This window comes from Kaistia sp. 32K, assembly GCF_016629525.1.
In the GTDB taxonomy this organism is placed as follows: domain Bacteria; phylum Pseudomonadota; class Alphaproteobacteria; order Rhizobiales; family Kaistiaceae; genus Kaistia.
In genome coordinates this window covers 3,173,475-3,185,812 of record NZ_AP024269.1, presented here as the reverse complement: position 1 = coordinate 3,185,812, position 12,338 = coordinate 3,173,475, and the positions used below count along the sequence as shown (strand labels likewise).

Below are 12,338 nucleotides of genomic sequence, written 5' to 3'. Positions count from 1 at the left end.
GGGGAGGCGAGGCCTCACGGCACGTCGTCGTCGCCCGCCGGGCCGCCTTCGCCTTCCATGCGGGTGATCTGCTTGACGTCGAGACGGGTGAATTTCAGCCGCACGCCGGCGCCGAGTCCGTCGCCCTCCGCCAGGAACACCGCCCCGAACCGCTCCAGCGCCTCGATGATCGCTGCCGATTCTTCGGCCGAGGAGAGGCAGGCGCTGCCGTTGTCCTCGGCAAGGCGCATCGTCTCGGCATCGAGGCCGGCGGCCTTCGCCAGCACGTCGAGGCTGATGCCGGTCAGCGCGCGGGCCGCGGCGATCAGGCGTCCGGTCAGGAAAGGGGGCTCGAACATGTCGTCTCCTTGGCTTGCGCTCCGATCATGGTGCGGGCGGGGAGGGCTCGCAACCCCCGGTGAGCGCATCCGGCGTTCCCTGGACCCTCGTTCGAGGCCCGGCTTCGCCGGGCACCTCAGGATGATGGTTGTGCTGCCGCAACCCTTTCAGGGGGCAGTGAAACCTCAGCGTTTCAGAGAGTGAAGCGGCGATTGCCGTCGCGCCGGGGTGGTGGTCTATTGTCGGGATCCAATAGCGAGGGTGCGCGGAGATGAATGGCGTTCAATGCAGGATGGCGCGCGCGGCGCTCGGCTGGAGCGCCGGGGATCTGGCGAGCCGGGCCGGTGTGCCGGAAGAGACCGTGTTGCGGTTCGAGAGCGGCGAGCTCGTCGCGCCCCGGGTCGACGCCGTCTTTCGCGGCGTGTTCGAGGCGCTGGGCCTGATCTTCGAGGCAGACGGCCAGATGCTCGAGGGCGGCCCCGGCGTCCGGCTCGGCCGGCTCCAGACCGACGAGGGCAAGCGCCCGGAGGAACTGAGCTCCGCCAACGACGACTAACAGCGACGGCGGCGCGCCGCCGGCGGGAGGCTTTGCCGCTCCGCCCGGATGGCCGCCGCTACTTGCGCCGGGCCGGCGCGGGGCGGGCCGGGCGCTCGGGCAGGGCGGTGCCGAAGACGTGGTCCCAGAACAACGTCGTCACGCCGAAATTGCCCTCGACCTCGCTGTGATGGTGGAGGGCATGCCGCCGCTTCACCCGGTAGAGGTAGCTGTCATGCGGCATGTGCCAATGGTGCAGCACATGGTGGATGAAGCTGTAGCTGACATAGCCGGTGACGACGCCGGCGGTGAAGCCGCTCGCCACGCCGAGATCGAATAGCCACCAGCTCGGCCAGAACACGGCGGCGGCGATGACGAGGAAGCTCAGCCAGATCGGCGTGCCGATCAGGTCGGTCGGTTCGGCGTGGTGCTTCTCGTGCAGGTCGCGGAAGTAGATGACATTGTGCAGGACGCCGCGATGGATCAGATATTCCGCCAGCGTCCAGACGAAGAGACCGACCGCATAGGCGGCGATCCAGATCAGCGGATTGACGGTTCCGTGCCAGAGAATGGCTGCCACAACCAGGGCGACCAGGGTGGCTGGGTAGACTATGAAGTCGGCATAATAGGTGACCGGTCTCAACTGCATTTCGAAAACCTAGTCCATGGCAGGTTTGTTCGAGCGCCCGATGAATTGAGCCAGCTTAACGGCTGGACTACAAGTGCCGAACCGTCCCGCGCGACAAATATGTTTGCGAGATGAAATCCTTGGACGTGCCGGAGGTGACGCAGGGTCGGCCGCATGGCATGGTCTGCGCCATGCGCACGCTCCTTTTCTCGGTCCTCCTCGCCCTTCCCGTCATGGTCGGCACGCCCGTTCTGGCTCAGGCCCTCGAGATCGCCGTCCCGGCGGCGGGGACGCTGATGCGCGATGCCGGCCCGCCGCTTTTCCAGCGCGTCAACATCATCGACGGCAAGGACGATCGCGATTCGCTGCTGACGATCGGTCCGTCGCTCGGGCTGTCGCGCGGCGAGATTGGCCGGATCCGTCAGGTGTCGGGCTATGTGGGCTGCCTGTCGCCGTCGCCCTCGGTGGGATCGGCGGCGCTGTTCCTGACCAACCAGCAGATCCTGACCGCCGCGCACGTCTTCTTCGAGCCCTCGGGCAAGCGGCGCTGGAAATGCTTCTTCCGGCCGCAGAGCCCCGGTGGGCCGATGATCGATCTGGTGGTCGACGACAACACGCAGTTCGGCTCGAAGAAGCCGAAGGCGGGCTCGAACAATGACTGGGCGATCGTCCGGCTGGTCGAGCCGCTCGCCGGCGCGGTGCCGTTTCCGGTCAAGCCCGACGTGCCCGTCCAGAACGGCGACAAGCTGATCGTCATCACGGCGCATCCGGCGGATATGGAGAAGGAAGTCGATCGCGACGTCCCGGTGGCGCAGGGGTGCCGCGTGCGGCGGGCGATCGACAAGTCGCGCTCGGCGGCGGCGACCTCGTTCTTCCGCACGGATTGCGACGCGACCGGCGCCTCGTCCGGCGGCATGCATCTCTCGCGCGTCAATGGCGAGCTGGCATTTCGCGGCATCACGATCACGACCGGCCCGTGGCGCGATCCGCGCTACAAGGGCGCGCCCTATGACGAGAAGGCCGGCAGCGTCACGACGGCGCTCGGGACCGACGCTGCCATTCTGAGCGCCGGCCGCGCAGTCGCCGCCGGCGGATTCTGATGCGACGACTCAAGGGTCGACGCATCAGCGCTCACGCGCGCCGCTGACGTAGAGATCGATTTCCGAACGCGCGACGCCGATATCGGCGAGCATGCGGTCGTCCATCGCCAGCAGCAGGTTGCGGGCATGGCGCTGGCGCAGCCAGCGGGTCAGGCTCGAGGTGGTGCGGGTCATCTCAATTCTCCTCATCGCCGGCCGGAATGGGCCGGTGAGGCTGAATAGGAGAAAATCGCGCCGCTGGATGTGACCGGCATCACGTTACGGAAGGCCGGTCGGCCGGCCGCCCTTGTCTCAGCCGAGTTGCCTCAGCCGATATGCATCACCGTCGAGCTGGCGCTTTCGGCGCCCTCGAAGCGCGGCAGCAGGTAGATGCAGGCGACTGCCGGAAGCGTGATGACGGCGAAGGCGATCGCAAGCGCCGGCAGGCCGAACTGGATGAACGGCGCCACCAGCGCGGTGCCGATGGTCGGCAGCAGCGTGATCGCCAGCATCAGCGCGGCCGAGCCGCGTCCCTCGTCCGGCGCGGACGCCGCCAGCGACTTGACGAAGCCGACGCCGCCGCGAAGACCGAGCCCGGCCGTCACCGGCAGCATGATCACAAGCAGGATGACGAGGCTCGAGCCGCCCGCGAGCGCATAGACCAGCAGCGCCGCGGCCGACGCGCCGACCAGCAGCGTCCCGATCGTCACCAGCCGCTCCGGTCCGACGCGATTGACGAAGAACCCGGCGAGGTTCGACGTCACGATGAACATGCCGACCATCGCCAGCTGGAACACGACGAAGGCGTTGACCGAGCTGCCCATGGTCTCGACCATCACATAGGGGGCGCTGAACACGAAGGTGATCAGGCCGCCGAGGATCAGCGAGTGGCTGAGCGCGTAGCGAAGATACGGACGGTTGCGGAAGAGGGCGAGATAGCTGCCGCGCTGCTGGTCCGGGGCGACGGGCTGGTTCTCGGGCAGCAGCGAGGGCTTCGCCAGGATGACGAGGCCGACCACCGCGCCGATCACCGCCGGGACGATGAAGGCGGCCTGCCAGCCGGAGACGTGCAGCAGCCAGGCGCCGATCAGCGGTGCGAGGCCGGGTACGAGCGACTGGATGCTGCCGATGACCGAGACGGCGCGGACGGCGCCCGTCTCGGTGAACAGGCGGCGCAGCATCGGCGCCGGCAGCACGGCCGCGCCGGCCGATGTGGCGCCCTGCACGACGCGGATGGCGTTCAGCGTCCAGATATCGGTCGAGAAGGCGGCGAGCAGCGACACGGCGGCATAGGCGAGCAGGGAGCCGCCCAGCAGGAGCCGCGCGTCAAAACGCTGCGCGATGCTGCCGAACAGGATCAGGCCGATGCTGGAGCCGCCCATATAGGTGGCCAGTACATACTGCGCCGCCTGCGCGTCGCCGCCGAGCAGCGACGGCAGGGCGGGGATCGCCGGCAGCACCAGGTCGATCGACACCATCGTCGCCAGCGTGCCGATGACGAGCACCAGGCAGGCGACCATGCGCTCGCGGGCGGTGTGGCTGTCGACGAGGGTCGAATCGGAAGGGGACATGGCAGGCGCATCCAGGAAGGGGGACGCGTCTGCTACCGCATGCCGCCGTCAGGCGATAGTGCAAGAATGCCATGAAGGGTGGTGAAGCCCACCCCCAAATCCAGGCCCGCACCTTCGTTCCGGGCTCCCCGTCGCCCCGGTCCTTTCACGGCTTCCGGAAAACAACGAAAGAAACGAACGCCTTCGCGCTTTCCCGAGCGATCCGGCATTCGTTCCGTTCGGGGGCAATCTACAGCCGCCCCATCAGGACGAGGATGAGCAGGATGATCAGGATCAGGCCGAGGCCGCCGCTCGGGTAGTAGCCCCAGCCGGAGCTGTAGGGCCAGCTCGGCAGCGCGGCGATCAGCAGGATCACGATGATGATCAGAAGAATGGTGCTCATGTCAGCTCCCCGAATGGTTGCCCCGAATGGTCGCTTCAATTCAATGCCTGAATCGGCCGTTCGGTTCCGGGAAACCGCCTTGAGCGGTCGCCAGTTTAAGGCCGACCGTCGAGATGGCGGGCGCGGCGCAGGTCTGGGAAGAAGCGGGCCCAGAGCGCGGCGATGGCGACCGTGCCGGCGCCGCCGATGACCACGGCGCTGACCGCCCCGAATACCGCCGCCGACATGCCGGCGCGGAATTCGCCGAGCTCGTTCGAGGCGCCGACGAAGACCATGTTGACGGCGTTGACGCGGCCGCGCACCGCGTCCGGCGTCCAGAGCTGGATCAGCGTTTCGCGGATATAGACGCTGACCATGTCGCTGGCGCCCATGACGACCAGCGCGACGATCGACACCCAGACCAGCGTCGACAGGCCGAAGACGATGGTCGACAGGCCGAACACGGTGACGAAGCCGAAGAGCAGCAGGCCGGCATGGTTGCGGATCGGGTTGAAGGCGAGCCAGGCGGCGACCGACAGCGCGCCGATCGCGGGCGCCGCGCGCAGCATGCCGAGGCCCCACGGCCCGACTTCTAGGATGTCGCGGGCGAAGATCGGCATCAGCGCGGTGGCGCCGCCGAGCAGCACCGCGAACAGGTCGAGCGAGATCGCGCCGAGCACGATCTTCTCCTTCCAGACATAGCGGAAGCCGGCGATGACGGTTTCCCAGCTCGCCTTGTCGTTCAGGATCTTCTGGGCCGGCTTCGGCACCATCAGGATGAGGACGGCGCCGAGCGCCATCAGCGCGAGGGCAACCGCATAGGAGGCTTCCGGCGCCGCGCCATAGAGCAGGCCGCCGGTGACGGGGCCGACGATGGTGGCGATCTGCCAGGCGGAGGAATTCCAGGCGATGGCGCTCGCGAGGTCCTTTGGCGGCACCAGATTGGGCGCGAGCGACTGCTGCGCCGGACCCATGAAGGCGCGCACGACGCCGAACATCAGCAGGATGCCGAAGACGAACACCACCGTCTCGCTGCCCGAGATCGTGAAGAGCAGCAGGCCGAGCACGCAGACGGCCTCGCCGGCGAGGCAGAGCGCCATGATCAGGCGGCGGTTGAAACGGTCGGCGACCGAGCCGGTGACGAGCACCAGCAGCAGCGCCGGCATGAACTGGACGAGACCGATCAGGCCGAGGTCGAAGGGATCGCGGGTCATGTCGTAGACCTGCCAGCCGACCGAGACGCTGACGATGTTGACGGCGAAGGTCGCGCAGAGCCGCGACAGCCAATAGAACAGGAAGCCCCGGTGCTGGAAGGCTCCGAAGCTGTGGCGCTTCGCGGTCGATGTGTCAGACATGATGACGGGAGGTCCGGACCTCTGCCGCGTGGGAGGATTGCGGCATGAAAGGGTAGGGCCTGTCTACATCGTCGCCATCGCGCCGGACAATCGCGAATTTGGCCGGACCGGCGCGTGACGCGGGCGTGTGACCTTCTCGCCGCAGCGTAAGACACCCCGGAAATGACAAAAGGCGCGGCCGGGGCCGCGCCTTTTGCTGATAAGGTCCGTTTCGATCAGTCGAAGCGGCCGCTCGCATGGGCGAGCATGGTGTAGACCTTGCCCGTGTCGGAGACGAGGTAGGCGTTGCTGGCTGACGGATCCTGGCCGCCGCGCTGCACTTCGCCGAGCAGACGCTCGAAGTCGCCGACATAGCGATCGACCGCTGCCTTGAACTCCGCCTCGCGCTGATACTTGCGGCGGATCTCGTCGAAGGTCTGCTGGCCCGCCAGCGTGTAGAGGCGGCGGGTGAAGACGTTCTTCTCGCCGCGCTGGTGACGCTCCCAGAGATCGGCCGCGGCGCGCGGATCGATCGCCCGGGCGATGTCGCTCGACAGGTTGCCGAGCGAGCCGCCGGCGCTGCCGTTGCGGGCGGCCGGGGCCTCCTCGCGACGCTCGGCCGGAGCCGTGCCGTGGTCTTCGTCACGCGAGGCGCGACGCAGCAGGTCCGAGACCCAGCCGCGCGGCTCCGCTTCCTCGGCGGCCGGCGCGGGCTTCGCCTGGGCGGCGGGCGCCGCCTGCTGGCGAACCGGGGCCGGCTGCGCGGCTGCGGCGGCGCGGACCGGCTCGGCGGCCGGACGGACCGGAGCCGGACGCTGGGCGGCAGGCGCTGCCACGGCCGGAGCCGGTGCGACGCGGATCGGCTCGGGCGCTGCCTGGCGCACCGGCTGCGGCCGGGCGAAGGCGGCGGCGGTCTGACCGCGCGGAGCCGGGGAGGGCGTGCCGGGGACCGAGACGTCGAGCGACTTGCCGTGCTTGCCGACGATGTCGGAAAGCTCGGTCAGCGCCTTCAGCTGGTCGGTGACGACGCGACGCATGGCGTCGGCGCTCTCGCGGGTTTCCGTCGGCAGCTCGAGCACGCCGCGCTTCAGCTCGTTGCGCGTGACCTCGAGATCCTGCTGCATCTCCTTGGCGGCCGAGCGCATTTCCTCGGTGGCGGCGGAGAACTGCTTGGTCGCCTGGGCGACGACGGCGGCCATGTCGTCCATGAGGGCGCGGTTCGCCTCGCGCACGACATTGGCGGCCTTGAGGCTCTCGTTGCTGGCGGTCGTCTGCATCCCTTCGAGGTTCTCGAGCACGCCCTTGGCGGCGGTCTCGCTCGAACGGGCAAGCATCCGGGCCACTTCGCCGGCGCGATCCTCGGCGTCCTTCAGCGAGGCGCTGACGGTCTCCGTGAAGTTGCGCATCATGCCGTCGAGTTCGGTCGAGCGGGCGGCGAGCGTCGCGGCGAGCTGGTCGAGGGCGACGCGGCGCTGCTCGATCGAGCCTTCGATCTCCGTGTTGGCGGAGGTCAGGCTGCGGGCAGCCTCGCTGAGCGAACGGCCTTGGTCCTCGAAGCGGCCGGCGATGGCGCCGACATTCTCGAGCACGTCCTTGGAGACGTCGCGCAGCATCGCAACCTGCGAAGCGAGCACGGTCGACGAGTTCTGCGTGCCGCCGATGGCCTGCTCGATCGCCTGGGCGAACTCGCCGGTGCGGGTCGCAAGGCCGGTCTCGATCTGGTTGAGATTGTCGGTCGTGCGGGTCAGCAGCGCGTTCAGCATGTCGTTCGACTGGGCCAGCCGCTCGACGATGCCGGCGACGTCGGTGCGCAGGCGCTCATTGGTCGAGCTGAAGTTTTGCGACACGGTATCGCCGCTCTCGAGCAGGGCGCGGGCGGCCTCGTCGGTGCGCGACAGCACCATCGAGACGATCTCGGAACCCTTCGTGGAGAGCAGGTCGACGATGGTATCGCCGGCGTTGGCGACGCTGCTGGTCAGCTCGTTGCCGCGACGGTCGATGGCGGCGACGAGGCGGTTGCCTTCGCCGTCGAGGAGCTGCGCCAGCTCGGCGCTGCGGCTTTCCAGCACTTCGTTGAAGGCGCGGGTCCGCTCCTCCAGCGCGCTGGCGGTGTTCATGGCGCGACCGCCGAGGCTCTGCTCGATCTCCAGCGAAACGCGGGAGATCTGCTCGGCCGCCTCGGAGGAGACGCGCGACAGATGACCGACCGCCTCGGCGCTCGAGGACGAGAGCAGGTCGACGGTCGAGGTGGCGACCTGCGACAGGCGCTCGGAAGCCTGCGACGCCGACAGCGTCACCGCCTCGGAGGCGCCGGCCGCCGAACGCGCCAGCGTCTGCGACACGTCGTCGAGCGACTGCGTCAGGGTCTGGCTGGCCTGCGCCGCCGACTGCGAGAAGGCCTGCGCGGCCTCGTCGGCCGAGAGGCGCAGCGCGTCGCTGGTGCTGCTCGAGGCGCTCACCAGGTTTTCGGTCGCCTGCGACAGCGAGCCGACGATCTGCTCGGCGACACGCACCGATTCGCGACCCAGCGTCGAGGTGATGTCGGTCAGGCGGGTCGAGAGGATCTGGTCCATCTGCGTCGCCCGGGCGTCGAAGCTGTTCGCCGCCTCGACCGCCTTCTCGCCCAGCGTCTCGTTGATCGTGTGCCAACGCTCGGAGAGCATGTCCGACAGCGCCTGCGTCCGGTCGGAGAGGCGGGTGGTCACGTCCGTCAGGCGGCCGTCGATGATCTCGCCGATTTCCGACTGGCCGGTCTGGAACGCCTCGGCGATGTCGCGGGTGCGCTCGATCAGGGTCTGGTTGATCTGGCGCGAGCGGGTGTCGAGGGCGTCGTCGATGCGGCGCGTGTTGCTGTCGAGGGTCTCGGCGACGGCGCCGATCTTCGCCTCGATGGCGTCGCCGAAGCCGGTCAGGCGGTCGGCGAGGGTGGTGTCCATCAGATTGGCGCGGTCGGCGAAGCGGGTGACGAGCTCCGGACCGCGGACCTCGATGATGTCGCGCAGCGCCGCGAAGCGCTCGTCGAGGCCGGTGGCGATGGCGAGGCCGCGATCGTTGATCAGGTCGCCGAAGCGGCTCGACGTATCGACGATCTGGTCGTGGATGTTGACGGCGCGGCTCTCGATCTCGCTGGCGAGGCTCGAACCCGAGGCCGCGATGCGCTCATGCGCCTGCAGGGCCTGGCTCTCGATGTCGCCGATCAGCGTGGCGCCGGAGGCGACGATGCGCTCGTGCACCGCGTTGCCGCGGCTCTCGATCTCGTTGGCGATCTCGGAGCCCGAGGAGAGCACGCGGTCATGCGCGCTGAGCGCCTGGCTGGTGATCTCGTCGGCGAGCGTCGCGCCCGAGGTGAGGATCCGCTCATGCGCGGCGCGGGCCTGGCTGGCGATCTGGTCGACGAGGCCCGAACCGGAGGTCAGGATCTCCTCGTGCGCCGAACGCGCCTGGCTGGTCAACTCGCTGAGCAGCGTGTTGCCGGAAGCGAGGAACTGCTGATGCGTCGAGAGCGTCTGGCTGGCGATGAGGTCGGCGAGCGACGAGCCCGACTCGAGCACCTGCTCATGCGCCAGATTGGCCTGGGCGGCGATGTCGCCGACGAGGGCCGAGCCGGCCGCGACGAGGCGGTCATGTACGGCGCCGGTGCGGCTTTCGATCTGGTTGATCAGGCCCGAGCCGGCGTCGACGACGCGCTGATGCACGGTCGTGGCGCGGGATTCGATCTCGTCAGCCAGTTCCGTGCCCGAGGCGATGATGCGCTCATGCACGGTGGTGGCGCGGCTCTCGATCGCGTCGGCGAGGTCGGTGCCGGAGGTGACGATCCGCTGGTGAACCGAGGTGGCGCGGCTCTCGATCGCATCGGCCAGCTCGGAACCCGAGTCGACGATGCGCTGATGCACGGCCGAGCCACGGCTCTCGATCGCGTCGGCGAGCTCTGTGCCGGAGTCGACGATGCGCTGATGCACGGCCGAGCCGCGGCTCTCGATCACGCCGGCGACGTCGGTGCCGGACGACAGGATGCGCTCCTGCGCCTCGATGGCGCGGCGCTCGATCTCGGCCGAGAGCTCGGTGCCGGAGGCGATGATGCTCTGGTGAACGGCGTCGGCGCGGTCGGTGATGTCCTTGGCGAGCTCGCTGCCCGAGGACAGGATGCGGCCGTGGACACCCTCGATCTCGTTGGCGAGCTGGTTGCCCGAGGCGACGATGAGCTGGTGGGCGGCTTCCGCGCGACGCTCGATCTCGCCCGAGATGTCGGTGCCCGAGGCGAGGATGCGCTGATGCACGGCGCCGGCGCGGCCCTCAATCTCGTCGGCCAGCTGGTTGCCGGAGGCGAGGATCTGCTGGTGCACGCGGTCGGCGCGGTTGGCGATCTCGTCCGAGAAGCGGCTGCCGGAGGCGACGATGCGCTCGTGGATGTCGGTGCCGCGGCTCTCGATCGTCGAGGCGAGCTCGTTGCCGGAGGCGAGGATCTTCTGGTGCACGGCGCTGCCGCGCGTCTCGATCGCGTCGGCGAGCTGCTGGCTCGACTCGATGATCAGGTCGTAGACGGCGGTGCCGCGGCTTTCCATGTTGTCGGCGACCTGGCGGCCGGACTCGACGATCCGGTCGTGCAGGAGGCCGGCGCGCGAGGCGATCGTCTCGGAGATCTCGTTGCCGGAGGCGATGATGGTCTCGTTGACCTTCAGGCCGCGGACGGCGATCGCCTTGGCGACTTCGCCGCCGACGGTGGCGAGGCGCTCGGTCAGCTCTGCCGAGCGGGCGTCGAACGACTCGTTGACCGCGTTGGAAGCGCCGTCGATGGTTTCGCGCAGCGCCGCCGTGCGGGCCTCGATCAGGTTGGCCATGATGTCGCCGGCTGCCGTCAGGCGATCGGCGAGACCGCTGCCGTCGATGGCGATGGCGTCCTGGATGCGGTCGCCGGTCAGCGACAGGCGCTCGGCCAGATCACCGCCGCGCGCCGTGATCGTGTCGGCGATGCGGGTGCCGGTCTCGTCGAGCTTCTCGTTGATCTCCTGGCCGCGCAGCGCCAGATCGACGATCAGGCTGTCGGCATTGGATTTCAGCGCCGCGTTCACTTCGCGGGTATGCAGCGAGATCGTCTCGGCGACCTGGTTGCCGGTGACCGAGATCGACCGGGTCATGTCGGCCGTGCGGCGGTCGAGACCCTCGGTCAGCTCGTCGGTGACGCGGGCCAGCGTCTCGTTGACCTCGCGGCCGCGCTCCGCGACGTTCTCGGCCATGGCGCGGCCGGTCGTCTCGAGCGTCTCGTTGATGTCGGCGCTGCGGGCGAGCAACACGTCGGTGACCTCGACGCTGGTGCGCGAGAGCGATTCGGTCACGTCGGTGGCGGCGCTCGACAGGCGGCTGACCAGGTCCTCGCCGCGCAGCGAGAGCTTGCTGATCATCTCGTCGCCGGCGCTGCCGAGGGCGGAGGTGATGCTTTCGCCGCGGCCGGCCAGCGCCTGGGTGATGCGGTCGCCCGAGCCGATGATGTTGGCGGCGATCTGCTCGCTCGCCTCGCCGAGGTCCTTGGAGAGCGATTCCTGGGCCGAGACGATCGAGGTGCGGACGCGCTCGGAATTGATGACGATCGCCTCGCGCTGATTGGCGAGGTCGTCGATCAGGCCACGCATGCGGACTTCATTGTCGGAATACGAGCGCTCGAGGGCGGCAACTTCGTTATGGACGAGCAGCTCGAGCTCGCTGGCGCGGGCGAGCGCCCGCTCGATGCCGTCGCCCATGGCGGCGACTTCGCGGCGGATCGCCTGGCTGACGGTGACGACCGCCTCGGAGGCGGCGTCCTCGGGCTCGGAGAGGCGCGCGGCGACATCCGAGATGGAGCGCGCGGCGATGCGCATTTCCTGGGCGCGGGCGATCATCATCGCGATGCCCCAGACGATGCCGATCGGCAGCACGAGGGCGAGCGCGATGTTGGTGAACTGGGCCGAGCCGACGGCGCTGTCGCCGGAGAACAGGCTGATATTGGCCGACGACACATAGGCGGCGATGGCGCCGACCCAGACGACGGAAAGCAGCGTGGCGAGCGGATAGATCAGGCGCGACGGACGGCGCGCGGGCAGCGAGGCGCCGGCGACGCGGCGATCGTCATTGGCCGGCATGCGGCCGCGGCTCGGCTGGCGGCCGCGCGGGGCGGCGGCGGCCTCTTCACGAGCCGGCGCGGCGAGGGCGCGGACCGGGGCTGCGGACGGGGCCGCCTCGGGCTTGCGGGGGCTGTCGCCCTTGCGCGGCGCATCACCCTTGCGGGGAGCGTCCTGCAGCCGGGGCTGTTCGAGGCGCCGGTCGCGCGGGACGACGGGTGCCGCCGCCTTTGGACCGCCGCTCGGTGCGTTGAAATCGATCCGGAGCGCTTCCTCCACGGCGGAGAGCGCTGCATCCGCCGGGTCCTTGGACTTCGGGTTATTCGCCATTTTCTAGCCTCGCGTCCGTACTCGATACTCTGTCGGCCGCTTCGACGGTTTGACCCGCCGAAAGCACGAGGATGCTTCCAGGACACAGCA

The 12,338-nt window shown here is 69.0% G+C and carries 9 protein-coding genes; 2 read left to right on the top strand and 7 right to left on the bottom strand.

All coding sequences use genetic code 11. The features are described from left to right. Window positions 1–14: 14 nt before the first annotated feature. On the bottom strand, window positions 15–338 hold the full coding sequence (locus K32_RS14795) for an XRE family transcriptional regulator (RefSeq protein WP_201400262.1): 324 nt from the start codon (window positions 336–338) through the stop codon (window positions 15–17). A 251-nt stretch (window positions 339–589) separates the two neighbouring features. On the opposite strand from K32_RS14795, the gene K32_RS14790 reads away from it, so the two are divergent. Further along, complete coding sequence (locus K32_RS14790) at window positions 590–874, top strand: helix-turn-helix domain-containing protein (RefSeq protein ID WP_201400261.1); 285 nt, start codon at window positions 590–592, stop codon at window positions 872–874. Between the two features lie 58 nt (window positions 875–932). Here K32_RS14790 and K32_RS14785 read toward each other — a convergent pair whose 3' ends face one another. Further along, window positions 933–1,502, bottom strand: coding sequence for a sterol desaturase family protein (locus K32_RS14785; protein WP_201400260.1), 570 nt, complete (start codon window positions 1,500–1,502; stop codon window positions 933–935). Window positions 1,503–1,612: 110 nt separating this feature from the next. On the opposite strand from K32_RS14785, the gene K32_RS14780 reads away from it, so the two are divergent. Then, the gene (locus K32_RS14780) at window positions 1,613–2,581 is read left to right on the top strand and encodes a serine protease (protein ID WP_201400259.1); all 969 of its coding nucleotides are present in this window, start codon (window positions 1,613–1,615) and stop codon (window positions 2,579–2,581) included. A gap of 24 nt (window positions 2,582–2,605) precedes the next feature. Here K32_RS14780 and K32_RS14775 read toward each other — a convergent pair whose 3' ends face one another. From K32_RS14775 to K32_RS14755, 5 genes are all read right to left on the bottom strand, one after another. Continuing rightward, a complete protein-coding gene (locus K32_RS14775) occupies window positions 2,606–2,755 on the bottom strand; it encodes a DUF1127 domain-containing protein (RefSeq protein ID WP_244669522.1) in 150 nt (49 codons plus the stop codon). A gap of 131 nt (window positions 2,756–2,886) precedes the next feature. Beyond that, window positions 2,887–4,131: an MFS transporter gene (locus K32_RS14770; protein WP_201400257.1), complete on the bottom strand. Its 1,245-nt coding sequence runs from the start codon at window positions 4,129–4,131 to the stop codon at window positions 2,887–2,889. 229 nt (window positions 4,132–4,360) lie between these two features. Further along, on the bottom strand, window positions 4,361–4,513 hold the full coding sequence (locus K32_RS14765; RefSeq protein ID WP_201400256.1) for a DUF3309 family protein: 153 nt from the start codon (window positions 4,511–4,513) through the stop codon (window positions 4,361–4,363). A 95-nt stretch (window positions 4,514–4,608) separates the two neighbouring features. Continuing rightward, the gene (locus K32_RS14760; protein ID WP_201400255.1) at window positions 4,609–5,847 is read right to left on the bottom strand and encodes an MFS transporter; all 1,239 of its coding nucleotides are present in this window, start codon (window positions 5,845–5,847) and stop codon (window positions 4,609–4,611) included. Between the two features lie 215 nt (window positions 5,848–6,062). After that, window positions 6,063–12,248 carry a hypothetical protein gene (locus tag K32_RS14755; RefSeq protein ID WP_201400254.1) on the bottom strand — a complete coding sequence of 2,062 codons (6,186 nt, stop codon included), beginning with the start codon at window positions 12,246–12,248 and terminating at the stop codon, window positions 6,063–6,065. Window positions 12,249–12,338: the final 90 nt, after the last annotated feature.